The sequence below is a fragment of the Streptosporangium minutum genome (assembly GCF_002149035.1).
Taxonomy (GTDB): domain Bacteria; phylum Actinomycetota; class Actinomycetes; order Streptosporangiales; family Streptosporangiaceae; genus Streptosporangium; species Streptosporangium minutum.
On sequence record NZ_NGFP01000024.1, the window covers coordinates 1 to 24,583 of the forward strand.

A 24,583-nucleotide genomic window follows, 5' to 3' on the forward strand; every position below is an offset into this window, starting at 1 on the left:
AGCATAAGCTTGGTTTCTGCAGCGCTCTGTCCCTTCGCCGGGTCCGGAGCAGCGCGAAACCAAGGTTCTTGCCCGCGTCCACTATGCGATTCTGAAACAGCAAGCACCGTGTGTGTTTGACAGTTTCACAGTGTTACGGCGGTTATGGCGAAGGGGAAACACCCGGTTACATTCCGAACCCGGAAGTTAAGCTCTTCAGCGCCGATGGTACTGCACCGGGGACGGTGTGGGAGAGTAGGTCGCCGCCGGACAATCTTTATAGGAAAGGCCACCCTTCGGGGTGGCCTTTTCTGTTTTCCGGGCCTTTTCTGCTCCCCTTTCTCGCTCCTCTGCCCTTTTCGACGGTTCCTGCTGCGATCCCCTCACCGGCCTCTCCTCTCCTCCTGATCAAGGCACTACGGGGGGGCCGTGAAGAGGTAGGAAGCACATGATTCAAGCCGGGGTCTCCCGTGCCAGGGCCTCCAGGAGGTCCCATTCGGTCTCGCAGACCCGGCGGCCGATCGCGGCCAGTTCGACGGAGCGGGCGCCGCCGGTGAGGTGGCGCATAACCTGCATGACGCAGATGACCCCCCACTTGAGCACGCCGAATGTCTCCCACCAGCGCAGCGCGTCGCGATCCACCGGATGGCCGCTCGCCCGTTCGTAGGCCTCGACGAGCGGGCCGTACTCCCCGAAGCCGCCCACCGGCAGCGGCGAGCCGAACCGCCAGGACTTCACGCAGAGCCATCCGAGGTCCTCCAGCGGGTCCCCCGCGTGGGCCAGTTCCCAGTCGAGCACCGCGCGGATCCCGTCGGGGCCGATGACGAGGTTGCCGTTGCGGAAGTCGCCGTGCACGACCGTCACCCGGCCGCCCGCCGGACGGGAGTCCGCCAGCCGACGGAAGGCCAGCTCGAACACCGGGTGCGGCTGCCCGGTGAGATCGAGCAGATCCCGCCACGACCGGAGCGGATCATCGGGTACGGCGGGCGGCGCGGCTCGCTGGGGCACGGCCCGCGCCGGGTCGCCCCGGGGCGCGGCCGGCGCCAGCGACGACAGCGGCATGCGGTGGATCGCGGCCAGGATCTCCCCGCACCGCGCGGCCAGCCCGGGGCGCACGTCCGCGAAGGCGTCATCGCGGAGGATCCTCCGGGGGATCGTCTCGCCGCTCACCCGCTCCATCAGGATGTGCGATCCGGCGGACGCCAGGACCCCGGGCACCGGCACGCCGGCCGCGCGGGCCGCCCGCATCAGCGCGGCCTCGCCGGCCAGCCCGATCCCGGCGTCCAGCGCGGCGCCGGGGGAGTCCATCCGCAGGATCAGCTCGTGGGTCACACCGCCCGGATCCACCACGTCCAGCGCCCAGGTTTCCCGTGACGCGCCCCCCGGCAGCCGGATCCGCGACGCGACAGCTGTACCGGGGCCGAAGACGCCGGAGACGAGATCGTCGATCATCGCAGGCCGAACTCCCAGTTGCCGCCCGTGGCGTACTCACCCAGGATGCGGCGGCCGACCGAGTCGATGTGCACCTCGTCGGGGCCGTCGTAGATGCGGCCGGCCCTGGCGTGCCGGTACATCCGCTCCAGCGGGGTGTCCGCCGTCAGTCCCGCCGCGCCGTACACCTGGATGGCCCGGTCGATCACGTTGTGCAGCATCCGCGCGGCGGCGACCTTGACGGCTCCGATCTCCACCCGGGCCTGTCCGCCCCGGTCGATCGCATGGGCCGCGTTGAGAGTGAGCAGCCGGGCCGACTGGATCTCGGTGTAGGAGTCGAACACGTGGCGGCGCATGAGCTGCTTGTCGGCCAGCGGCCGGCCGGAGACGCTGCGCTCGTTCAGGCGGCGGCACATCAGGTCGAAGGCCCGCTGCGCCTGACCGAGCCAGCGCATGCAGTGGAAGATCCGGCCCGGCCCCAGCCGCCGCTGGGCGATGACGAAGCCCTGGCCACGCGGTCCGAGCAGGTTCGAGGCGGGCACCCGCACGTCCTCGTAGCGGACCTCGCAGTGCCCGCCGTCGATGCCCAGCACCGGCGTGTCGCGCACGATGGTGTAGCCGGGGGTGCCGGTCGGCACCAGGATCATCGAGAAGGCGAGGTGCGGCGGTGCGTCCGGCTCGGTCCGGCACATCACCGTCGTGTAGGCGGCCCGGTCCGCCCCGGTGGTGAACCACTTGTGGCCGTTGATCACCCATTCGCCGCCGTCCAGCACGGCCGAGGTCCGGAGCTGGGTCGGGTCGCTGCTGGAGACGTCGGGCTCGGTCATCGCGAAGCTCGGCCAGATCTCCCCTCGGACCAGCGGGACGAGGAAACGGCCGCGCTGCTCGTCGCTGGCGTACTCGTGCAGCATCAGCGAGTCCTGCAGGGTGAACGTGCCGAGCGCGAGCTGTCCGAAGTCGCTGCGTCCCTGCACCTCGTTGACGTACACGTAGTCGAGGAAGGGCAGTCCGCCGCCGCCCAGGTCGGCGGGGTGCCCGAGGGCCCACAGGCCCTCCTTCCTGGCCTGCTCCTGCAGCTCGCGCAGTGTCGCGGCGGCCTCGGGCCCGTTTCCGTGGAGCACCGCCTCCGCCGGTTCGACCCGCTCGGTCATGAACGCGTGGACGGCGTCACGGACCGGCCGGACGCTGTCGGGGACCGCGAAAGTCATGGAAGGATCACATCCGAGATCCGTTGCGGAGTCAACGGATAAGGAGGCCCTTATGTCCCGGGACATGCCCCATGACGTCCCCTCCGCCGCCCAGCTCGTCGCCGCGGTCCGCGACTTCCTCCAGAGCGACGTGCTGCCCGTCGTCGAGGGCCGGGTCCGTTTCCATACCCGGGTGGCCGTCAACGTGCTCGGCATGGTCGAGCGGGAGCTCGAACTCGGCCCCGAGCAGGCCGCCGCCCACGCCGACCGGCTCGGCGGGCTCGGTTTCTCCTCCGACGCCGAGCTCGCCGCCGCGATCCGCGAGGGCCTGGACGGCTCCGCCCTGTTCGACACCCTGGCGCGGGCCGTACGGGACAAGCTGGCCGTGGCCAACCCCGGCTATGCCCGCCCGCCGGAGGCGTAGCGGGCACACGCTCCGGCCCGCACCCGCCCACGCGGGGTGCGGGCCGTACGGAGGTCAGTGGGTGAGGTCGAGGTCCTTGACGCGGGGGTCGCCCTCGTCGGCGAGGTAGTGGTCGGGCCGGGTGGCGTCGTCACCCTCGGACGCCTTGGCGCCGCGGGCGATGAGCGTGCCGGCGGCGGCGACGGCCAGGTTGACGGCCAGGGCGAGGACGCCCGCGTAGACGGTCATCTTGGTGTCCAGGCCCAGCTTCTCCAAGGGGAACGCCGATCCGGCGAAGTGCAGCTTGCCGGTGACCGGGTTGCCGATGTTGTAGAGCAGGAGCATCCCGGCGGCCATGCCCCCCGCCCATCCGGCGATGAGGCCGATCCGGTGGAACCAGCGGGTGTAGAGGCCGAGCGCCACCGACGGGAGCGTCTGCAGGATGATGACGCCGCCGATGAGCTGGAGGTCGATGGAGAAGCCGGTGTCCAGGAACAGGATGCACAGCACCGCGCCGACCTTGACGAGCAGTGAGGTGATCTTCGAGACGCGGGCCTCGTCGGCGTCGCTGGCGTCCGGCTTCAGATACTCCTTGTAGACGTTGCGGGTGAACAGGTTCGCCGCGGCGATCGACATGATCGCCGCGGGGACCAGCGCGCCGATGCCGATCGCGGCATAGGCGACGCCGGTGAACCAGTCGGGGAACATCTTGTCGAACAGCTGGGGCACGATCGTGTTGTTGTCCGTGCCGATGGGCTTGATCCCGGCCGCGATGGCCATGTAGCCGAGCAGCGCGATCAGGCCGAGCAGCAGGCTGTAGGCGGGGAGCGCGGACATGTTCCGCTTGATCACGTCGCGGTTCCGCGAGGCCAGCACGCCGGTGATGCTGTGCGGGTAGAGGAAGAGCGCGAGCGCCGATCCCAGGGCCAGCGTGATGTACTGGAGCTGGTTGCCGGCGTTGAGCAGGATGCCGTCCCCCTGCGCGGGTGTGGCGTCGAACTTGGCCTGGGCCGCGTCGAAGATCCCCGACCAGCCGCCCTCCAGCTGGGCCGGGATCGCGAAGATCGCGACCAGGATCACGATGTAGATCAGCGTGTCCTTGACGAAGGCGATCAGCGCCGGGGCGCGCAGGCCCGACTGGTAGGTGTAGGCGGCCAGGATGGCGAACGCGATGATGATCGGCAGGTGGCCGGTCACCCCCATCGACTTCAGCACGGCCTCGATGCCGACGAGCTGGAGCGCGATGTAGGGCATCGTCGCGACGATACCGGTGATCGCGATCAGCAGCGCCAGCGTGGGGGAGCCGAACCGCGCCCGGACGAAGTCGGCCGGGGTCACGAACCCGTGCACGTGTGAGACCGACCAGAGCCGCAGCAGCACCAGGAACACGATCGGATAGACCACGATCGTGTACGGCACGGCGAAGAAGCCCATCGCGCCCGCGCCCCAGAGCAGGGCGGGCACGGCCACGAAGGTGTAGGCGGTGTAGAGGTCGCCGCCGACGAGGAACCAGGTGATCCAGGGACCGAAACTCCGGCCGCCCAGCCCCCACTCGTCCAGGGTGGCCAGATTGTCCGGCCGGCGCCAGCGCGCGGCCACGAAGCCCATGCCGCTGACGAGCAGGAACAGCGCGGAGAAGACGACGATCTCGGTCAGGTGCTCGCTCACGGGATCATCGCCTCCGCTTGGTCATCTGGTAGACGATCGTGGTGCATGTGACGCCGACCGCGATGAAGAGGAACTGGAGCCAGTAGAAGCGCGGGAAACCGAAGATCCGGGGCTCGTCGAAGTTGAAGAGGAAAGGCGCCAAAGGTAGGATGATCGGCAAAATCAGCAGCCAGTTCCACGGGCTGCGATCGCTCCGATCCTGGTCGGGGCCGCCAGGGCCGCCGGGGTCGTCGGGGGTGGTCAACTCGGGGGCGTCAGGAGTAGTCAACTCGGTCTCCTCGAGACGGAGAGGAGGCAGCCGGTCACGGCTGTCTTCCTAGGCTGACCGGCAGCGTAATTATGTGAGCGTTTCATTGCGGTCGCCGAGCGCCGAGCGGAGCGGTCGGCGCGACGAACGGTAGGTCAGCCTCCGGCTCGGAGGTCCTCTGCGATGTCGCGAACGCCGTACCCGTCGGGCGCGTCCACTTCGACGACCGGTTCGGGCCGATCGTCGAATTCCAGGCGCAGTGCTCTTGACATCGTGGCGTGCATTTCGTAGAGGCAGGTGATGTAGGTGAGCTCCAGGATCTGCCGGTCGGACAGGTGGGCCCTGAGGACCGCGAAGATCTCGTCGTGCACCCGGCCGCCGTCGAGCACCAGGGAGTCGGTGTAGGCCAGCACGGCCCGTTCCAGTTCGTCGAAGAGCGGGCTGACCTGCCAGTACGCGACCGCCTGGACCTTCTCGTCCGACATGCCGAGCGCCCGCATCTGCTTGCAGTGCTGGGAGAAGACGAACTGGCTGCCCCGCGCCCATCCGGCCCGCGACTGGCCCAGCTCGCGCAGCACGGGGTCGAGCTCGGCCTCCCGGTAGAGCTGGAAGCCCTTCACGCAGTGCTTGAGGATGGCCGGGTCAAGGGCGAAAACCGTCCACCAGTCGCCGGGAGAGCCGGTCGCGGTGCCGGGGGCGGTCACCGGATCCCGGCCCGGGCCGAACAGTCGATCGTAGAAGAACAGGGTCAGCGGGTCGGTGACCTCGTCGCGGGGGACCTGGCGCAGCCGCGGCATCACGCGGTCCTGTCGGCGGCGGTTCTGGGTTCGTGACGGACGTCTTCCGGCAGGCCGAGCTCGCGGGTCCAGGCGGCGAACTCCACCAGGATCCCGTCGGGGTCCTTGAAGTAGATCGACCGGACGAACACCCCTTCCTGCATCGCGGGCGCGATGCCGAACTCGCTGTCGTCGTGGTTGAGCAGCACTCCGACGTCCACGCCCTTGGCGATGAGCTTGTCGCGGTACTCCTCGATCTTGTCCGGTGCGACGTCGAGGGCGATGTGGTTCATCGACCCGACCGCCGACAGCAGCTCTCCCCGGTCGGGCAGGTTCTTCGGCGCGGAGATGCCGGGCACCGCGTCGGGGGCGTCGGGGAACCAGAAGAACGCCAGCGCGTTGCCGCCGCCGCAGTCGAAGAAGAAGTGCTGGCCCCAGCCCATCGGCAGCTCGATCGTCTTGATCAGCGGCATGCCCAGGACGCCGGAGTAGAAGTCGACCGTCTGCTGCATGTCCGAGCACACCAGCGCGAGATGATTGACTCCGCGCAGCTCGAACTCGGTGTTGTCGCCCATGGTCTCCTCGCTCGTCGAAGTAATGAGTTACTTATCACACCTGACGTCACCCGAAACATGGCCGGGCCGTCTCGTGCCGCCGCAGCCCTCCTTCGCGGGCGCCGTCGCTCCCCGGACGGCCGGACGCATGACGTGGCCCCGGAGGCCCTCGCTCCCGCGCTGCTCGCCGGGCCTGTCCGGGGGCGTGCCCGCCGCGCTATGCGGTGACGTCTCCGTCCGGGACGTCACCCAGCATCGCCCGGGTCGCCTCGTCGACGATGTTGCGCATGGCGCGTTCGGCGGCTGCGGCGTCTCCCGACTGCACCGCCTGCGCGACCTCGGCGTGCCACCGGATCGCCGCCGGCTCGGGACGCGCCGGCATCAGGTGATGATGCGTCCGGCCGGTCAGGACCTCGGCGACCACGCCGGTGAGCGCCCCCAGCATCTCGTTGCCGGAGGCCTCCAGCAGCGTGCGGTGGAACAGGATGTCCGCGGCCAGGTAGGCCTCCAGGTCGCCGGACCTGCCGTGCACGGCCATCTGCATGACGGCGCCGGTCAGCGCGCCGCACTGCTCGGGGGTCGCGTGCCGCGCGGCGAGGGCCGCGGCCACCGGTTCGACGCCGTGGCGCAGCTCGCCGAGCGACCTGAGCTGCTCGCCGCGGCCCTCGCCGGCGAGCCGCCACCGGATGATCCGCGGGTCGAACAGATTCCATTCCGCGCGCGCGGCCACGGTGACGCCGACGCGGCGGCGGCTGCTCACCAGCCCCATCGATTCGAGGACGCGGATCGTCTCGCGGATCACCGAGCGGGAGACCCCGAAACGGAGCTCCAGCTCCTCGATCGTCAGCACCTGCCCGGCTGCGAGACCGCCTGAGGCGATCAACGATCCGAGCTCGTCGAGGACACTCTGATGCAGCCCCCCAGTGGTCTGTTCATTGTCTCCCACGGCGGTCAATCATTGCATGGCTCTTCATCAACGCGCTCATCAAGCCTTAAAGATATGATTTATTGCCCGTTAACTCTTGATTACATATGACTAATCGTGTCACGCTAACGCAAAGCTCGACACGAGAGGTCTTTCGATGGATCCCGCTCAAGAACCCCCCTACCCCGTCTCCGTCGTTCCGCTCCTGGTTGTCATGGGCGTGACCGGTTCGGGCAAGACCACCGTGGGCGTGGCTCTCGGACGGCGGCTGCGGGTGCCGTTCGCCGACGCCGACGACTTCCACAGCGAGACCAGCATCGCCAAGATGTCGGCCGGCATCCCGCTCGACGACGACGACCGGCTGCCCTGGCTGCGGGCGATCGGCGCCTGGCTCGCCGAGCACGCCGCCACCGGTGGAGTGGTGAGCTGCTCCGCGCTCAAACGCGGCTACCGCGACGTGCTGCGGCACGCGGCGCCGTCGGCGAGCTTCGTCCACCTCGACGGCGACATCGAGGTCGTCCGCCGACGGGTGGCCGGCCGGCCGGGGCACTTCATGCCGGCGTCGCTGGTCGCCTCGCAGTTCGAAACCCTGGAGCCTCTTCAGCCGGACGAGCACGGGATCGTCCTCGACCTCGACAGGCCCGTCGAGGAGCTCGTGGAGGCCTACCTCGCCGCGACCCCGCCGCACCCCGCGCGGTCACGTCCGGCGCCCCCCGCCGGCCCGGGACCAGGTCCCGGAACTCCGGCAGACCCAGGAGAGTGAAATGACATGAGCTCCGCCCTGATCGCACTCGCCGCCCCCGCCGAGGTCTCTCCCGGCCGGTTGATCCCCGCGGCGCTCGCCGGCATCGCGCTGATCGTCCTGCTGATCACCTATTTCAAGGTCCATCCCTTCCTGAGCCTGACCCTCGGCTCGCTGGCCGTCGGCGCCATCGCGGGCCTGCCGATGGCCGACACCATCACCAGCTTCACCACCGGGTTCGGCAGTACGGCGGCCGGCGTCGGCACGCTCATCGCGCTCGGTGCGATGTTCGGCAAGCTGCTCGCCGACTCCGGCGGGGCCGACGAGATCGTCGACACGATCGTCGGCCGGTCCAGTCCCCGCTCCCTGCCCTGGGCGATGGCCGCGGTGGGCGCGCTGATCGGCCTGCCGATGTTCTTCGAGATCGGCCTCGTCCTGCTGATGCCGGTCATCTTCCTGGTCGCCCGCCGCTCCGGGCTCTCCCTGGTGCGCGTGGGCATCCCCGCGCTGGCGGGCCTGTCGGTGATGCACGGCCTCGTGCCTCCCCACCCGGGGCCACTGGTCGCCATCGACGCCCTCAAGGCCGATCTGGGCATCACGCTGGCCCTCGGCGTGCTCGTCGCCATTCCGACGGTGGCCATCGCCGGGCCGCTGTTCGCCAAGTACGCCGCCCGCTGGGTGGACGTCCCGCCGCCGGAGCTCTTCGAGGCCGAACCCGGAGCGGAGGACGCGCGGCGGCCGTCGTTCCCCGTCACCCTCGCCACCGTGCTGCTGCCGGTCGCGCTGATGATGGGCAAGGCTCTTGCCGACATCTTCACCGCGGAGGGCACCGCCGTCCGTACCGTGCTCGACTTCCTCGGCACGCCGCTGGTGGCGCTGCTGCTCGCCGTCATCGTCGCGATGTTCACCCTCGGTGGCGGTGCGGCCATGGACAGGAAGGCGATCGCGAAGTCCCTGGAGCAGTCGCTGCCGCCGATCGCGGGCATCCTGCTAATCGTGGCCGCCGGCGGCGGTTTCAAGCAGACCCTGATCGACACCGGGATCGGCGGCCTCATCGCCGGCTGGGTGGAGAACAGCGGGCTCTCGGTACTGCTGCTGGCCTGGCTGGTCGCGGTGCTCATCCGCCTCGCCACCGGCTCGGCCACCGTCGCGACCGTCACCGCCTCCGGGATCCTGGCCCCGCTGGTCGTCAACCTCGGCACCGGGGAGGTCTCGCTGCTCGTCCTGGCCATCGGCGCCGGTTCGCTGTTCTTCTCCCATGTCAACGACGCGGGCTTCTGGCTGGTCAAGGAGTACTTCGGGCTCACCGTGGGCCAGAACATCAAGACCTGGTCGGTGATGGAGACCGTCATCTCGGTGACCGGCCTGGTGCTGGTCCTGCTGCTGGACCTGGTCGTCTAGACCGCTCCCGCAGGTCATGGCATGGCCCGCCGGAGCGGCCTCAGATGCCCTCACGCAGGATGGGGCAGGTCATGCAGTGGGTGCCGCCCCGGCCCTTGCCCAGTTCGAAGCCCTCGATCTCGATGACGTCGACGCCGTGCTGGCGCAGCTTGCGGTTGGTGAACTGGTTCTTGTGGTAGCCGACGACGACGCCGGGTTCGAGGGCGAAGAAGTTGTTGCCGGAGTCCCACTGCTCGCGGGCCTGCTGGCTGTCGTCCCCGCCGGTGGGGATGATGTCGAGCCGGGAGATGGCCAGCGCGTCCTCGACGGCGGCGACGAAGCTCCTCTCGGGGCGGACGTCCAGCGTCCGGTCCCTGTCGCCGGGACGCAGCGAGTGGGTGACGGCCGTCTCCAGGAAGGGCAGGTAGGCGGAGGCCTTGTCGACGTCGAGGAAGGTGAACACGGTGTCCAGGTGCATGTAGGAGCGGCGCTTGGGGACGTTGACGGCGATGACGCGCTCGGCCGCCCCGGCGGCGAAGGTCGCCAGGGCGATGTGCTCGATCATCTGCGGGGTGCTGCGCTCGCTGATGCCGATGACCACGGTCCCGTTGCCGATGGGCATCATGTCGCCGCCCTCCAGCGCGGCCTTGCCGAAGTCCTCCTCGTCGAAGTCGGCCTCGTCGCCGCTCGGCGGGTACCAGTAGGAGAAGTTCTCGCCGGTGAACATCGGGTGGTTGTGGTAGATCGTGCTCTGGTTCATGGTCTCCAGCAGGCGCGCGTGCCAGAACATCGGGTTGAGCGAGACGCCGCCGTACAGCCAGGCGGCGGGATCGCGCTGGTAGAGGGAGTTGGGCAGGGGCGGGAGCACGAACTGCTGCGGGTCGGCCGAGGCCGCGACCAGGGAGCGGGTGTCGAACCCGCGGACGTCGAACTCCTCCTTGGTCAGCCCGCCGATGAGGTGGGTGGCCAGGTCCTTGCCGCTCCAGGTGGACAGTTCCTCGCGGACGGCGTCCACCAGGGCGGGGCCGACGGTCAGATGGGTGACGGCCTGCTCGACGGCGTTCCGCTTGGCGTCGGGGGTCGCCTCCAGCGCCTGGGCCAGTAGTTCCTGGTGGTAGAACACCTCGACGCCGCGCTCGCGCATCAGGGTGACGAACCTGTCGTGCTCCTTCTGGGCGTGCTCGACCCACAGGATGTCGTCGAAGAGCAGCTTGTCGTTGTTGCTGGGGGTCAGCCGTTTCAGGCTCATGTCGGGCCGGTGGACGATGACCTTGCGGAGGACGCCGACCTCGGAGTGCACGCCGAAGGCTGCAGTGGTCATGGTGATGTCTCCGTCCGTGTGCGGTGATGCGCCGCCCCGCCGAGGAGGGGTGACACCGATGACCGATTGGCCGCTGCTCCGTGGGCCCTGGCGGATGAACGTCAACGCACCGCCGGTGATCCTCTCTGCTGGCTGAAGACCATATCGGCGTTTTTCCCGCCATAAATATGCTTTTAACACTATTTCTCGCGTTGCATCCTCCAGGTTGAGGCAGAGCCCCGGAGACGCCTGCTGCCGTACGTCCGCGACGGCGGAAAGAGCGACGGAAAACATGACAAGAGATGTCCTGTTTTCTTGCCAGCATCGTCCCCATGCACAACACGTTGAAGGGAAAGGTCGCCCTGGTCGCCGGGGCGACGAGAGGGACGGGCCGGGCGATCGCGGTCGCGCTGGGCGGCGCGGGAGCCACCGTCTACTGCACCGGCAGGAGCACCCGGGAACGGCGCTCGGAGATGAACCGGCCGGAGACCATCGAGGAGACGGCCGAGCTCGTGACGCGGGCCGGCGGGGAGGGCATCGCTCTCCAGGTGGACCACCTGGAGTCCGAGCAGGTCCGAGGACTGGTGGAGCGGATCGACCGCGAGCAGGGGAGACTCGACCTGCTCGTCAACGACATCTGGGGCGGAGAGACGCTGGCGGCGTGGGACACCCCGCTCTGGGAGCACCCGCTGGACGACGGCCTGCGCCTGCTCCGGCTGGCGATCGACACCCACGTCATCACCAGTCACCACGCGCTGCCCCTGCTGATCAGGAACCCCGGCGGCATGGTCGTCGAGGTGACCGACGGCACCGCGGAGTACAACGCCGTCAACTACCGGGTCTCCTTCTTCTACGACCTGGCCAAGGTCTCGGTGAACCGCCTGGCCTTCGCCCAGGCCCACGAGCTGCGCCCGCACGGGTGCGCCGCGGTCTCGCTGACCCCCGGCTGGCTGCGTTCGGAGGTGATGCTGGAGCACTTCGGCGTCACGGAGGAGAACTGGCGCGACGCCACCGAACGGGAGCCGCATTTCGTGATCTCGGAGTCGCCCGCCTACACCGGCCGCGCGGTCGTCGCGCTGGCGGCCGACGAGGACCGGGGCCGCTGGTCGGGACAGTCCCTCTCCAGCGGGCAGCTGGCCCAGGTCTACGGCTTCACCGACGCCGACGGCAGCAGGCCGGACGCCTGGCGCTACATCGTGGAGGTCCAGGACAGGGGCGGACCCGCCGACGCGACCGGATACCGCTGACGGCAGGGGCCGGGGGCCTCAAGGCCGGCCGTACAGGGCCCGCAGTCGCGCGGCGGCGTCGGCCAGGCGGGTGCGCAGCTCGGGCGGGTCGAGGACCTCGGCCTCCGGGCCGAACCGGAGGATCTGGGAGTAGGCGACCTCCAGCGACTCGACGGGCAGCGACACCGTGATCCGGCCCTGGCCGTCGGGCTCCCCGGCCGACTCCAGCGCGTCGCCGAGGGCCGCGGGGTCGGCCACGTGCGGCAGCAGACGGTGGCCGGCGGGGCTGAGCCGTACGGTGACACGCGTGGTGAGCAGGGAGCGGGCGAACTCGGCGGCGCGCCCGCTCCAGAACGCCGCCAGGTCGAAGCCGCGGTCCCGTTCGAAGCGCCGGTCGGAATGGATCCCGACCTCGGTGAAACGGTCCACTCGGTAGATCGCGGACCGGGTCGCCAGATACCAGGCACCGGCCTTGAGCACGAGCCCGTACGGCTCCAGTGCCCGCTCCGCCCCCCGGTAGAGCGCGGTGACCGGATGGTCGCCCCACACGGCCCTGGCCAGCGGCGCCAGCGCCTCCGGGGGCGGTCTCTCGCTCGCGAACCAGCCGGGGGCGTCCAGGTGGAAGCGCTGAGCGGCCGTCGCGGGCGCGTCGCGCACGCCGGGTGACAGCGCGGCCGACGCCTTCAGCCGCGCCGTGGCCGCCACGCCGCTCAGGCCCATCTCCCGCAGCGCCTCCGGCACGCCGGACAGGAAGAGCGTCTCGGCCTCCGCGCGGTCCAGCCCCGTCAGGCGGGTGCGGTATCCCTCCAGCAGCCGGTAACCCCCGCTCCGGCCGCGGTCTGCGTAGACCGGCACCCCGGCCTCCGCCAGGGCCAGCACGTCCCGGTGGACGGTCCGCTCGGAGACCTCCAGCTCCCGGGAGAGCTCCGCGGCGGTCATGCCTCCCCGGGCCTGGAGCAACAGCACCAACGACATCAACCTGGCCGCACGCACCCACCGACCCTAACCCGGCCGCTCGGCGGCCGACGAGCCGGCCGCGGAGGGGGCGGTCCGAGGACGGGCCGATGGGGACGGGACGGCCGGGCTACGGTCCGGACGGGCTACGGTCCGGACGGGCTATGGTCCGGACGGGCTATGGTCCGGACGGGGTACGGGCTGGCCGGGGTACGGCTCGGATGGGAAGCCGGGGTACGGGACGGGACGGGTCAGCCGCGGGCGAGGGGCAGTACGACCGCGGAGGGGTGAGCCGGGTCGTGGAAGATCTCGTGGTCGGCCGCGACCATCGTGCGGCCGGTGCCCAGCGGCTCTCCCGTGCCGAGGTTGCGGGCGATGCGGGGATAGGCGCCGCCGGCCACGTGCAGGCGGATCCGGTGGCCGCGCCGGAAGCGGTGGCCGACCGGCCACAGGTCCACCTGGACGCGGCGGATCCCGTCGGCGCCGGCCGGGGGAGCGCCGGGCGACAGGCGGCGCACGCCCTCGCACACGTTGTAGGACGCGCCGTCCGGGTGCACGTCGCAGACCCGCACCACCACGTCGGCGTGCTCGGTGCTCGACCGGAGGTAAAGGTCGGCGGAGACCGGGCCGATCATTTCGGTGTCCTCGCACAGCTCGGGGCCGGTGTAGACGAGCACGTCGCGCCGGGCCTCCAGGCGCCGGTTGTCGCGCGGCTCGGAGTTGCCCAGCAGGACCGGTCCGCCCAGCACGGGTGTGGGGTGCGCGGGATCGTAGCGGTAACGGTCGGGGTCGCCCTCCCGAGGGTTGCCGGGCGAGAGCCCGAGGCCCGGCTGCAGGTGCCAGCGCTGCTCGCGCATGCCGGGCACCGGCCAGTCGGGATAGTCGCGCCACTCGCCCGCACCGGTGACGTACAGCCTGACCGGCTGCTCCCGCAGCCCCGACGGGTCACCCAGCAGATGCGCCCTGAACCAGGCCAGCGCGTCGGCGTTGGCCACCCGGCCGTGCCGGATGTCGGCGTGGTACCACGGGCCGATCGTCAGGTACGGCCGCCGCCCCGCCGCCCGCATCGTCGTGTAGTCCTTGACCTGCCACGGCAGGAACACGTCGTACCAGCCGCCGACCATGGTGACCGCCGCCTCCACCTCGCCCACCGAGGCCGAGAAGTCGCGCCTGCCCCAGTAGGCGGCCGGGTCGGCGTGGTGGGCCAGCAGGTCCTGGAAGAACGGCAGCCCCCTGCCGGCCGACAGCACGTCCAGCTCCCCGAGCGGGCGTCCCGACAGCGCCGCGCGCCGGGTCCTGCGGGGGGCCAGCAGCGCGCCGGCCCCGCCGAACCGGGTGTCCATCGAGGCGGTCAGCGTGGTCCAGATCAGTGAGGACTCCAATGCGAACGCCCCGCCCACGTAGGCGGCGTCGCGGAACTGGGAGGCGGTCACCGAGGTGGCCATGGCCTTCAGATCGGGTCCGGCGAACGGGGCGATCGCCCACTGGGTGTAGCCCAGATAGGAGGGGCCGTGCATGGCCAGGCTCCCGCCGTACCAGGGCTGCCCGCGCAGCCAGGCCAGCGTGGCCAGCCCGTCCTCGTGCTCGTCGCCGAGCGGGTCGAGCAGGCCGCCGGAGCCGAACCCGCCCCGGCAGCTCTGCAGGACGACCTGGAACCCCTGCCGGGCGAAAGCCCGGCCGAAGGCCAGCCCGAACACGCCGCGCCTGCCGTACGGCGAGCGGACCAGGACCGTGGGCGGACGCACGGCGCCGACCGGCACGTAGCGGTCGGCCAGAAGGGTGACCCCGTCGGTCATCGGCACCGGCAGGTCACGTTGGAGGAGAACGCGATACGGGGGCATCCACCACTCGTAACAGATCACCCCCCGGATGAGCCAGAGGCGGCCGACGTGAGACCGGTCATGCGACTCGCCGCCTCCCCCCGGCACGTTGCATGATCACGGTTTTCGCCGGTACTCTGGGCGGCATGCGACACCTCGACACCCTTCAGTGGTGGCGCCGCTTCTAGGCGGCGCGGGTTTCGCATTTCGCGAGCAGACAGGGCGGCCGCCCGGAGAGGCGGCCTTTTCCATGTCCGCCCCCTCTGGGCATCAGAGAGATCACAAAGGGGCGAGACTGTAGTGGAGACGAGCGGATATACCACCGCCGGTGGCATCGAGGTCGAGGTCACGGCGTCCGATGTGCCCGAGACGGTGCTCGAGGACGTCGTCACGACGCTCGGCGAGCGTCGCGGAGGCGTGCTCTCCTCCGGGATGGAGTATCCCGGCCGTTACAGCCGGTGGCACCTGGCCTACGTCGACCCCTGCCTGGAGATCGTGGCCAGGGGCCGCCGGATCTCCGCCCGCGCCCTGAACGCGCGGGGCAGGGTCGTGTTGCCGGCCGTCGCGTCCTGCCTGCTGGCCACCGGCAAGCCCACCGGCGAACCGACCGCCGAGCACGTCGAGGTCCACGTCGCCGAGTCCGAGGACATCCTCCCCGAGGAGATGCGCAGCCGTCGCCCCACGGTCTTCACCGCGATCCGCGAGGTCATCGCCGCGTTCAAGGGCGAGAACGAGCACCTGGGGCTGTACGGCTCCTTCGGATACGACCTGGCCTTCCAGTTCGAGCCGATCCGGCAGGCCCTCACCCGGGCCGACGACCAGCGCGACCTCGTGCTGCACCTGCCCGACCGGGTGATGGTGATCGACCGCAAGCGGGAGACCAGCAAGGAATACCTCTACGAGTTCACCGTGGACGGGGTCTCCACCCGCGGCCTGGCCCGCGAGGGGGAGAGCATCCCGCTGCCCCCCGCCCCGGCCGAGCTGCCCGCCGACCCGGAGAAGGGCGCCTACGCGCAGGTCGTCGCCGCGGCCAAGGAGAAGTTCGTCCGCGGCGACCTGTTCGAGGTCGTCCCCGGCCAGGTCTTCCACGCCGCGTGCACCGACCCCGCCGCCTTCTACCGGGGGCTGCGCAAGGCCAACCCCGCGCCGTTCGAGTTCCTGTTCAACCTCGGCGAGGGCGAGCACCTGGTCGGCGCCTCCCCGGAGATGTACGTCCGGGTCAGCGGCGACCGCGTCGAGACCTGCCCGATCTCCGGCACCATCGCCCGCGGCGGCAACCCGATCGAGGACGCCGAGGCGATCCGCACCCTCCTGTCCAGCGTCAAGGAGGAGTCGGAGCTGACCATGTGCACCGACGTGGACCGCAACGACAAGTCCCGCATCTGCGTGCCGGGCACCGTGCAGGTCATCGGGCGGCGGCAGATCGAGATGTACTCCCGGCTGATCCACACCGTCGACCACATCGAGGGCCGCCTGCGGCCGGAGTTCGACGCGCTGGACGCCTTCCTCACCCACATGTGGGCCGTCACCGTCACCGGCGCCCCCAAGTCCTGGGCGATGCAGTTCATCGAGGACCACGAGGCCACCACCAGGCGCTGGTACGGCGGAGCGGTCGGCTACATCGGCTTCGACGGTTCCATGAACACCGGCCTGACCCTGCGCACCGCGCAGATCCGCGGCGGCGTCGCCACCGTCAGGGCCGGCGCCACGCTGCTGTTCGACTCCGACCCGGAGGCCGAGGAGCGCGAGACCGAGCTCAAGGCCAGCGCCCTGCTCGGCGCCCTGGCCGCGGTCGGGGCGGCCCGGAACCCGCAGGAGCGGGACGTGCCGCAGCCGGTCAGGGAGCAGCCGGGGGAGGGGATGAAGGTGCTGCTGGTGGACCACGAGGACTCCTTCGTCAACACCCTGGCCGACTACTTCCGCCAGCAGGGCGCGGAGGTCGTCACGCTCCGGCACGGCTTCCCCGTGGGCATGATCGACGAGATCGCGCCGTCCCTCGTGGTGCTGTCGCCCGGTCCCGGCTGGCCGTCGGACTTCGGCCTGCCGGAGCTGGTCGGGGCGCTCTACGAGCGAGACCTTCCGGTGTTCGGCGTCTGCCTCGGCCTGCAGGGCATGGTCGAGCATGCGGGCGGCACGCTGGAGCTGCTGTCCCACCCCGAGCACGGCAAGCGCGGCCAGGTGCGGCGGACCGGTGCCGGCGCGCTGCTGGAGGGCCTCCCGGAGGAGTTCGTCGCGGCCCGTTACCACTCCCTCCACGCCAAGGAGTCCGGAGTCGTCGGCTTCACCGCCACCGCCCTCACCCCCGACGGCGCGGTGATGGCGATCGAGGACGCGGCCAGGAAGCGCTTCGCCGTGCAGTTCCACCCCGAGTCGATCCTCACGGCCGAGGGCGGGGCCGGGGCGAAGATCATCTCCAACGTTCTCCGGCTCTGCCGTACCTCTGCGTAAAGGCACGCCGGGTCACGCTCGGTAGTCGTAGAGTGCTCCTGCCGTAGACCACGGGCGGACCGGCCGGACCGGTCCGCCCGTAGCCGTGGGAGGAGCCGGCATGAGACCGCAGGACGCGCTGCCCGTCGACCTGCCCGACCCGGTGCGGGAGGCCCTGCTGGCCCCGCTGGTCGACCACCACTGCCACGGCGTGCGCCGCGACGACCTGACCCGGGCCCGCTTCGAGATTCTGATCACCGAGGCGGGCACCCCGGCGCCGCCCGGCACCACCCACTTCGACACCCCCGCCGGCGCCGCGGTCCGCCGCTGGTGCGCGCCGGTCCTCGACCTGGACCCGCACGTCCCGCCGGCCGTCTACCTGACCCGCCGGAGCGAGCTCGGGCCGGCCGAGGTGAACCGGAGGCTGCTGCGTGCCGCCGGGATCATGGCCTTCCTGGTCGACACCGGTCTCAACGGCCCCGACCTGCTCTCGGCGGCCGAGATGGGCCGGCTGGGCGGCGCGGCGGCCGACGAGATCATCCGGATCGAGCAGATCGAGCAGGGCGTCGCGGAGACGGCCGCCTCCGCGGCCTCCTACATCACCGCCCTCGGTGAGGCACTCGCCGGCAGGGCCGGCCGCGCCGCCGGCTTCACCTCGGCCATCGCCTACCGCCACGGCCTGGACTTCGACCCGGCGAGGCCGGCCCGGGGATCGGTGATCGCGGCGGCCGCCCGCCGGCTGGCCCACCCCGGCGGGCGGCTCACCGACCCGGTGCTGCTGCGCCACCTGCTCTGGGCGGCGGTCGACGTGGCCAGGGAGCGCGGGCTGCCGCTGCAGTTCCACACCGGCTACGGCGACCCCGGCCTGGACCTCCACCGCGCCGACCCGGCGCTGATGACCGGCTTCGTCCGGGCGTTGCAGCCGATGGGCGTGCCGGTCATCCTGCTGCGCTGCTACCCGTTCCACCGCCAGGCGGCCTATCTGGCCAACGTCTTCCCGCACGTCTACGTGGACGTCGGCCTCGTGCTGACCCACACCGCCGCGGGGTCGGCCGCTGTCATGGGGGAGCTGCTGGAGCTCGTCCCCTTCCACAAGCAGCTGTTCGGCTCCGACGGTTACGGCGTGGCCGAGACCTGTCACCTGGGCGCCCTGTACTACCGGCGGAGCCTGGCCAGGGCGCTGGCCGTACGGCTGGCCGACGACGAGTGGAGCGTCCCGGACGCCGCCCGGGTGGCCCACATGATCGGCTCCGGCAACGCCCGCCGGGTCTACCGGCTGTAGGCCGCGCCCCCTCTCCGGCCTTGGCGCCCGAGGCCCCCGCGGGCGGCGGCGCTAGGCTTGCCTCCATCCCGTCCCCGTCACCGGAAGGTCTACGCCCATGGATCGAAGCCAGCCGCGCTTTCTCGACGACGTAACCGTCGAGCTGGTCAAACACAGCGCTTCGGACTCCGACGTGCTCTGGGCGGCGCGGGTGTCGACCGCGGGGGAGCAGTCCCTGGAGGAGATCCACAAGGACCCCGAGCGGTCCAAGGGGCTGATCAACTTCCTGATGCGCGACCGGCACGGCAGCCCCTTCGAGCACAACTCGATGACCTTCTTCGTCAGCGCCCCGATCTTCGTCTTCCGCGAATTTCATCGCCACAGGGTTGGATGGTCCTATAACGAGGAGAGCGGCCGCTACCGCGAGCTTCAGCCTGACTTCTACGTTCCGGGCGCGGAGCGGAAGCTGGTGCAGGAGGGCCGTCCGGGCAAGTATGTCTTCGTCGAGGGCAGCGAGGAGCAGCACAAGATCACGATCGAGGCGATGGAGGCGGCCTACCGGCAGTCCTACGTCGCCTACCAGGAGATGCTGGAGGCCGGGATCGCCCGTGAGGTGGCCAGGGCCGTGCTGCCCGTCGGCCTGTTCTCCTCGATGTACGCCACGTGCAACGCGCGCTCGCTGATGCACTTCCTGTCCCTGCGCACCAAGAACGAGCAGGCCAAGGTGCCCTCGTTCCCGCAGCGGGAGATCGAGATGGTGGCCGAGAAGATGGAGGCCGCCTGGGCGGCCCTCATGCCCCTGACCCACGCGGCCTTCGTCGCCAACGGCCGCAGCGCCCCCTAGGAGCCGGGACGCCCGGAAGGGCGGCCCGCGCCGACGTGTGCGGCTGCTCGCCTCAGCGCCCCTGGGAACACGCGGAATCCCTCCGTCCGGGAGGGGTTCCGCCGGCTCAGAGCACCGCCGCACGCACGGTCAGGACGTCCGGCAGGTGCTCGGCGACGGAGAACCAGCTCTCCCCGTCGTCGCGGGAGCCGTACACCTCGCCGTCGCGGGTGCCGAAGAAGATCCCCGCCCTCGACGCGCACAGGGCGTCGCGCAGCACGGCGGCGTGGACCGGGCCCTCGGGCAGTCCCTTGCTCAGGGGCTGCCAGGACGCGCCCGCGTCGTCGCTGCGGAAGACCCGGCAGCGGTGGTCGACGGGCGTGCGGTCGAGGTCGGCCTGGAGCGGGAAGACGTACAGCGTGTCGGGCCGGTCGGGGTGCACGGCCAGCGGGAAGCCGAAGTCGGAGGGGAGCGGATCGCCGACGGAGGTCCAGGAGCCGCCGAAGTCGTCGCTGCGGTAGACGCCGAAGTGGTGCTGGAGGAAGAGCCGCTCCGGCCGGGACGGATGCGTGTCGACCTTGTGCACGCACTGCCCGAACTCGGGGTACTGCGATCCCTCGGGGAGGAACGGGGCGCGGATCCCCTTGTTGGCGGCCTCCCAGGAGGCTCCGCCGTCGTCGCTGCGGTAGAAGCCGCCGGAGGAGACCGCGACCGCCAGGGTCTTCGGATCGCTCGGGTGCGGCAGCACGGTGTGCAGGCAGAGCCCGCCGAAGCCGGGCTGCCACTGGGCCCGGTGCGGATGGTTCCACAGACCTTCCACCAGGGAGAAGGTGACGCCGCCGTCTTCGGAGCGGAACAGCGCCCCCGGCTCGACCCCGGCCCAGACCACCCCCGGTTCCGAGGGGGAGGGCTGGAGCTGCCAGACGCGGGTGAGCGCCGCCCCGGTGTCCGGCGGGAAGGCGATCGGGGCCTGACCGGCCTCCTGCCAGGTTTCGCCGAGGTCGTCCGACCACATCACGGAGGGGCCGAAATGGCCGTACTCGATTCCGGCGAGGATCCGGGGCACCGGGCCGCGGGTGTCGATGGCGACCGAGTGCACGCCGATGGTGGAGAAGCGGACCGGCTCCACTTCGAAGGGGCCGTCCCCGGTGGAGCGGGCGAGGAACAGGCCTTTGCGGGTGCCCACGGCGAGGATCGTGTCGGGCATGGCGGGCCGCCTTTCCAGATCAGGTCTCATCGGCTACCTCCAGTGTGGAGATCCCGCCCTTCAGGACGGAGAGGAAACGCGGCACAACGCCACGCGAGTTTTCTCGAACACCCGTACGACTCTGGTCGTGCCGCGCCATGATACGCGCCACTGCCCGGTGTGTGAAGGGGCCTTCACGCGCCGCCGGTCAGGGCTCGCCGTGGATGAGGTCCCTGTGGATGTCGGCCAGGGGCACCCCGCTCCGCTGGAGCCTGCGGACGACCTCGTTGACCATGGCGACCGGGCCGCAGGCGTAGACGTCGTGGTCGGCCCAGGAGTGGAAGCGCTCCATCACCTCCGGCACCCGTCCCCGCAGGCCGTCGTAGCCGGGCTGGTCGGAGACCACGGGCACGACTCTCAGCCAGGGGAAGGCGGACGCCATCCGGGCCAGGTCGGGCAGGTCGTAGAGCTCCCGCGAATGGCGCGCGCCGCACAGCAGGTGGATGTTGGGCCGCCGCCCCGAGGCGATCACGTGCTCCACGATGGCCTTGAGCGGGGCGAGCCCGGTGCCTCCCGCGACGCACAGGATGTCGCGGCCGGAGTCGGTGGGGGTCATCGTGCCGACCGCCGGGCCGAGCGTCAGGGTGTCACCGATCCTGGTGTGCTCGACCAGGGCGGAGGAGACCCAGCCGCCGGGGACCGCCCGGACGTGCAGGCGGACGGTGTTGTCCGCCCGCGGCGCGTTGGCGATGGAGAACGTCCGCCAGACGCGCGGCCAGCGCGGGGTCTGCACGTTGACGTACTGGCCCGGCAGGTACGGCAGGCGCTGGCCGGGACGTAACGTGATCACCGCGATGTCCGGCGTGCGGAGCTCGTGGTCGATCACCTCGGCCGGCCACCAGGCGGGCGAGACCCCCGAGTCGGACTCGGCTGACTCGATCATGAGTTTGGCGGCGACGGTGTACGCGGCCACCCACGCCGCCTCGATCTCGGCGGTCCACAGCTCGGCGGCGAAGCGCCTGACCGTGGCCAGCAGCGCGTTGCCGACCGCGGTGTAGTGCTCGGCGATCACCCCGTACTTGCGGTGGTCGCGTCCGAGCTGGCCGAGGAAGGACGACAGGCTGTCCGGGCTGTCGAGGCTCCAGACGATCCTGGTCAGAGCGGTGAACAGGCGGTCGCGCTGGACGTCCATGGCCGGCGGGAACAGTCCCCGCAGGTGCGGGCTCTGGGCGAACAGGCGGCCGTAGAAGTATGCCGCGGCCTTGTCCGCGACGGGCTCGACGACGGCGAAGCTTTCCTTGACGAGACGCGGATTCAAAGACATGTGACCGAACCCACCCTAATTGATCGGACCAAAGTCCGATCATGCAGATCCACCTCCCTGACGGTTCCGGGTGATGAGCGTCCGGCGGCCCCGGCACACCTGGTCGCTCGAATTTGAGTCTTCCATCACCATGTGGACGTCACAACCGTTTCCCCGTAATATAGTGCGAATTCAAACTATCCGTAATGGGAAAGTTATTTTCCGTGACCACGCCACTTGTTTTTGGCGGGATAAGCGAATAAGAATCACATTCAACCGAAGTTGTCGATTTACCCGATCTATGGACCTGTGTCAGGGCTCCCACCTTGGACTCCAGGGGCCCCGGCCTTTCCTGGGCGAGGACGGGGGCGGCTCCCGGCGAGACGACACCGATACCTCGGATGCGTGACATAACCGAAATGGAGTGCGTCATGATAGGGGTCCTGCCGGAGATGGGATGGGTGCCGCCCGAAATAGGGGACACCGCCTTCCGCATGGCCCCCCTGGAGTACGTATGTCCCGACCCTTGATCGGTATCACCGCCTACCTCGAGGCCGCCCGCTGGGGCACCTGGGTCCGTGAGGCCGTCCTGTCGCCCCCCGCCTACGCCCGCGCGGTTGAGAAGGCGGGCGGCCTGCCGGTGCTGCTGCCGCCGCTGAACCTGGGCGGCGTCGACGGCTACGTGCGCGAGCTGTCCGGAGTGATCCTCGCCGGCGGCGGCGAGCTCGACCCGTCCCTGTACGGCGCGGCCCGCGAGGACCGGGCCGAGGACCTCCAGCCCCACCGCGACCGCTTCGAGCTGGCACTGGCCCGCGCCGCCGTCCAGGCCGACCTGCCGCTGCTCGCGGTCGCCCGCGGCATGCACGTCCTGAACGTCGCGCAGGGGGGCAGCCTGATCCCCTGGCTTCCCGAGGCGGTCGACCACGACCGCCACGTCGCCGCCGGCCGTGCGCACCTCATCCAGATCAGCGTGTCGAGCAAGCTGGGCAAGGCGGTGGGCGACCGCGCCGAGGTGACCGCCCCCCACCACCAGGCGGTCAAGCGGCTCGGCGCGGGCCTGCAGGCCGTGGCGTGGGCCGACGACCAGATCGTCGAGGGGGTCGAGCTCCAGGGGCACCGCTTCGCCGTCGGCGTCCAGTGGCACCCCGAGCGCGGGGAGGACAACCGGCTCGTCGAGGCGCTGGTCGAGGCCGCCACCGGCTGATCCGGACCGCCGGCGGGTAATGTGCGGTCATGCCGTTGCACCCCCAGGCCGAGGCCTACCTGAAGCTGTTCCCGACGGATCTCGAGACACCCGTCTCCTCGCTCACCCCCGAGGCGATCGCCCAGATGCGGACCTTGGACGGCTTCGCCGAGCAGCGGGGGCCGATCGTGCCGCTGCCGGTCGTCAGGGACGAGGTCGTGGAAGGGGTGCCGATCCGCGTCTACCGGCCGGAGGAGGGCGACCGCCCGCTCCCCGCGATCGTCTACTTCCACGGCGGCGGCTGGGTGTTCGGCAGCGTGGCCCGCAACGACGCGCTCGGCCGCGACCTGGCCGTGCGCAACGGGGCGGTCGTGGTTTCGGTGGACTACCGGCTGGCCCCCGACCATCCCTTCCCGGCCGCGGCCGACGACGCGTGGACCGTGGTCAAGGACGTCTTCGCCCGCGCCGGGGCCTACGGGGCCGACCCGGGGCGGATCGCCGTCTGCGGCGACAGCGCCGGCGGCAACCTGGCCGCAGTGGCGGCCTGGCAGGCTCGGGACGCCGGCCTCCGGCCGGCCCACCAGCTGCTGATCTACCCGGTGACCGACGTCGCCATGGACACCCCGAGCTACCGCCGCCACGCCGCCGGCTTCGGGCTCGGCGCCGGCGAGATGGCCTGGTTCATCGAGCAGTACGGCGGGGACCCGGCCGACCCCAGGCTGGCCCCGCTCCGGCTCGCCGACAAGACGGGCCTGGCCCCGGCGACGGTGATCACCGCTGAGTACGACCCGCTCTGCGACGAGGGCGAGGCCTACGCCGCCCAGCTGGCGGCGGCGGGGGTGCCGGTCGAGCTCAGGCGCTACGGAGGGGCCATCCATGGCTTCTTCGGCCTGCCCGGTTTCTTCGACCAGGCGGTCGAGGCGCGCGAGTACGCCGCCCTGCGGCTCGGGGAGGCCTTCCGGTGAGGGACTACGAGAAGCTGAAGATCGACTGGGCCGCCGACGGAGTGCTCAGGATCGTGCTCAGCGAGCCGCGCAGGCTCAACGCCGTGGACATGACCGGCCATCGCGAGCTCGCCGAGGTCTGGCGGGACGTCGACCGCGACGACGACGTGCGCGCGGTCGTCATCCGAGGCGAGGGCGAGGCGTTCTCCGCCGGCGGCGACCTGTCGATGATCGAGGAGATGACGCGCGACCACGCCACGCGCCTGCGCGTCTTCGCCGAGGCGCGCGACATCGTCTACAACGTGCTCAACTGCGCCAAGCCGGTCGTCTCGGCCATCCAGGGGCCCGCGGTGGGCGCGGGGCTCGCGGTCGCACTGCTGGCCGACATCTCCGTCGCCGGCCGTACGGCCCGCATCATCGACGGCCACACCCGGCTGGGCGTCGCGGCCGGCGACCACGCCGCCATCGTCTGGCCGCTGCTGTGCGGGCTGGCCAAGGCCAAATACCACCTGCTGCTGTGCGAGCCGGTCACCGGCGAGCAGGCGGAGGCGATGGGCCTGGTCAGCCTCTGCGTCGACGACGACCAGGTGCACGAAAGGGCCCTGGAGATCGCCTCCCGGCTGGCCGGCGGCTCCGCCGAGGCGATCCGCCTGACGAAGTACTCCCTCAACAACTGGCTCCGTCTCGCCGGCCCCTCCTTCGACGCCTCCCTGGCCATGGAGTTCCTCGGGTTCACCGGTCCGGACGTGGCCGAGGGCGTGCGGGCCGTCCGCGAGAAGCGGCCGCCCAGGTTCGGCTGACCGGGCGTCCGGCCGGAGGGGCGGACGGTGGGCGCGCGGGCGGAACCCGGGACCGCGCGCCCCG

The 24,583-nt window shown here is 70.8% G+C and carries 22 protein-coding genes and 1 rRNA gene; 11 read left to right on the plus strand and 12 right to left on the minus strand.

Annotated elements, in window-relative coordinates:
• Nucleotides 1–134: 134 nt before the first annotated feature.
• Nucleotides 135–251, plus strand: a 5S ribosomal RNA gene (rrf, locus tag CA984_RS07820).
• Between the two features lie 181 nt (nt 252–432).
• Here rrf and CA984_RS07825 read toward each other — a convergent pair.
• Together CA984_RS07825 and CA984_RS07830 are read right to left on the minus strand one after the other, a co-directional pair.
• Entirely contained in the window at nt 433–1,431 is a 999-nt protein-coding gene (locus CA984_RS07825; RefSeq protein ID WP_086569778.1) for a phosphotransferase family protein, read from the minus strand.
• Entirely contained in the window at nt 1,428–2,618 is a 1,191-nt protein-coding gene (locus CA984_RS07830) for an acyl-CoA dehydrogenase family protein (protein ID WP_086569780.1), read from the minus strand. Before CA984_RS07830 ends, CA984_RS07825 begins: the two co-directional genes overlap by 4 nt.
• Nucleotides 2,619–2,670: 52 nt before the next feature.
• Between CA984_RS07830 and CA984_RS07835 the strand changes: the two genes are divergently transcribed.
• Complete coding sequence (locus CA984_RS07835) at nt 2,671–3,021, plus strand: DUF6285 domain-containing protein (RefSeq protein WP_086569782.1); 351 nt, start codon at nt 2,671–2,673, stop codon at nt 3,019–3,021.
• A 54-nt stretch (nt 3,022–3,075) separates the two neighbouring features.
• Here the strand turns inward: CA984_RS07835 and mctP are convergent, their stop codons facing one another.
• The 5 genes from mctP to CA984_RS07860 form a co-directional block, all read right to left on the minus strand.
• Nucleotides 3,076–4,668, minus strand: a complete 1,593-nt coding sequence (gene mctP, locus CA984_RS07840) for a monocarboxylate uptake permease MctP (RefSeq protein ID WP_086569784.1) — start codon at nt 4,666–4,668, stop codon at nt 3,076–3,078.
• Nucleotides 4,669–4,672: 4 nt separating this feature from the next.
• Nucleotides 4,673–4,936, minus strand: a complete 264-nt coding sequence (locus tag CA984_RS07845; protein WP_242675804.1) for a DUF3311 domain-containing protein — start codon at nt 4,934–4,936, stop codon at nt 4,673–4,675.
• A gap of 134 nt (nt 4,937–5,070) precedes the next feature.
• Nucleotides 5,071–5,712 (minus strand): carboxymuconolactone decarboxylase family protein, encoded by a 642-nt coding sequence (locus CA984_RS07850; protein ID WP_086569786.1) that lies wholly within the window; start codon nt 5,710–5,712, stop codon nt 5,071–5,073.
• A complete protein-coding gene (locus CA984_RS07855; RefSeq protein WP_031172838.1) occupies nt 5,712–6,266 on the minus strand; it encodes a VOC family protein in 555 nt (184 codons plus the stop codon). The genes CA984_RS07850 and CA984_RS07855 overlap by 1 nt, the downstream gene beginning before the upstream one ends.
• A gap of 196 nt (nt 6,267–6,462) precedes the next feature.
• Nucleotides 6,463–7,191, minus strand: a complete 729-nt coding sequence (locus CA984_RS07860) for a FadR/GntR family transcriptional regulator (protein ID WP_086569788.1) — start codon at nt 7,189–7,191, stop codon at nt 6,463–6,465.
• A gap of 136 nt (nt 7,192–7,327) precedes the next feature.
• Here CA984_RS07860 and CA984_RS07865 point away from each other — a divergent pair, with 136 nt between their 5' ends.
• Together CA984_RS07865 and CA984_RS07870 are read left to right on the plus strand one after the other, a co-directional pair.
• On the plus strand, nt 7,328–7,933 hold the full coding sequence (locus CA984_RS07865; protein ID WP_207620779.1) for a gluconokinase: 606 nt from the start codon (nt 7,328–7,330) through the stop codon (nt 7,931–7,933).
• 6 nt (nt 7,934–7,939) lie between these two features.
• Nucleotides 7,940–9,313 carry a GntP family permease gene (locus CA984_RS07870; RefSeq protein ID WP_086569790.1) on the plus strand — a complete coding sequence of 458 codons (1,374 nt, stop codon included), beginning with the start codon at nt 7,940–7,942 and terminating at the stop codon, nt 9,311–9,313.
• Between the two features lie 40 nt (nt 9,314–9,353).
• Here the strand turns inward: CA984_RS07870 and CA984_RS07875 are convergent, their stop codons facing one another.
• Complete coding sequence (locus CA984_RS07875) at nt 9,354–10,613, minus strand: arginine deiminase (RefSeq protein ID WP_086569792.1); 1,260 nt, start codon at nt 10,611–10,613, stop codon at nt 9,354–9,356.
• Nucleotides 10,614–10,924: 311 nt separating this feature from the next.
• Here CA984_RS07875 and CA984_RS07880 point away from each other — a divergent pair, with 311 nt between their 5' ends.
• On the plus strand, nt 10,925–11,839 hold the full coding sequence (locus tag CA984_RS07880) for an SDR family oxidoreductase (protein ID WP_086569795.1): 915 nt from the start codon (nt 10,925–10,927) through the stop codon (nt 11,837–11,839).
• 18 nt (nt 11,840–11,857) lie between these two features.
• Here CA984_RS07880 and CA984_RS07885 read toward each other — a convergent pair whose 3' ends face one another.
• Complete coding sequence (locus tag CA984_RS07885; protein ID WP_086569797.1) at nt 11,858–12,793, minus strand: helix-turn-helix transcriptional regulator; 936 nt, start codon at nt 12,791–12,793, stop codon at nt 11,858–11,860.
• Nucleotides 12,794–13,023: 230 nt separating this feature from the next.
• Complete coding sequence (locus CA984_RS07890; RefSeq protein WP_086569862.1) at nt 13,024–14,613, minus strand: CocE/NonD family hydrolase; 1,590 nt, start codon at nt 14,611–14,613, stop codon at nt 13,024–13,026.
• A gap of 279 nt (nt 14,614–14,892) precedes the next feature.
• Between CA984_RS07890 and CA984_RS07895 the strand changes: the two genes are divergently transcribed.
• The 3 genes from CA984_RS07895 (at nt 14,893) to thyX (ending at nt 19,124) form a co-directional block, all read left to right on the plus strand.
• Nucleotides 14,893–17,040: an anthranilate synthase component I gene (locus CA984_RS07895; protein WP_086569799.1), complete on the plus strand. Its 2,148-nt coding sequence runs from the start codon at nt 14,893–14,895 to the stop codon at nt 17,038–17,040.
• 100 nt (nt 17,041–17,140) lie between these two features.
• Nucleotides 17,141–18,301 (plus strand): amidohydrolase family protein, encoded by a 1,161-nt coding sequence (locus tag CA984_RS07900; protein WP_086569801.1) that lies wholly within the window; start codon nt 17,141–17,143, stop codon nt 18,299–18,301.
• Between the two features lie 97 nt (nt 18,302–18,398).
• Nucleotides 18,399–19,124, plus strand: coding sequence for an FAD-dependent thymidylate synthase (thyX, locus tag CA984_RS07905; RefSeq protein WP_086569803.1), 726 nt, complete (start codon nt 18,399–18,401; stop codon nt 19,122–19,124).
• A 106-nt stretch (nt 19,125–19,230) separates the two neighbouring features.
• On the opposite strand, the gene CA984_RS07910 is transcribed toward thyX, so the two are convergent.
• A complete protein-coding gene (locus CA984_RS07910) occupies nt 19,231–20,310 on the minus strand; it encodes a WD40/YVTN/BNR-like repeat-containing protein (protein WP_086569805.1) in 1,080 nt (359 codons plus the stop codon).
• A gap of 187 nt (nt 20,311–20,497) precedes the next feature.
• Nucleotides 20,498–21,613 (minus strand): globin domain-containing protein, encoded by a 1,116-nt coding sequence (locus tag CA984_RS07915; RefSeq protein WP_086569807.1) that lies wholly within the window; start codon nt 21,611–21,613, stop codon nt 20,498–20,500.
• 493 nt (nt 21,614–22,106) lie between these two features.
• On the opposite strand from CA984_RS07915, the gene CA984_RS07920 reads away from it, so the two are divergent.
• The 3 genes from CA984_RS07920 to CA984_RS07930 are packed head-to-tail and all read left to right on the plus strand — an operon-like array spanning nt 22,107 to nt 24,519.
• A complete protein-coding gene (locus tag CA984_RS07920) occupies nt 22,107–22,796 on the plus strand; it encodes a gamma-glutamyl-gamma-aminobutyrate hydrolase family protein (RefSeq protein ID WP_086569809.1) in 690 nt (229 codons plus the stop codon).
• 29 nt (nt 22,797–22,825) lie between these two features.
• On the plus strand, nt 22,826–23,740 hold the full coding sequence (locus CA984_RS07925; RefSeq protein ID WP_086569811.1) for an alpha/beta hydrolase: 915 nt from the start codon (nt 22,826–22,828) through the stop codon (nt 23,738–23,740).
• Nucleotides 23,737–24,519: an enoyl-CoA hydratase/isomerase family protein gene (locus CA984_RS07930; protein ID WP_086569813.1), complete on the plus strand. Its 783-nt coding sequence runs from the start codon at nt 23,737–23,739 to the stop codon at nt 24,517–24,519. Before CA984_RS07925 ends, CA984_RS07930 begins: the two co-directional genes overlap by 4 nt.
• Nucleotides 24,520–24,583: the final 64 nt, after the last annotated feature.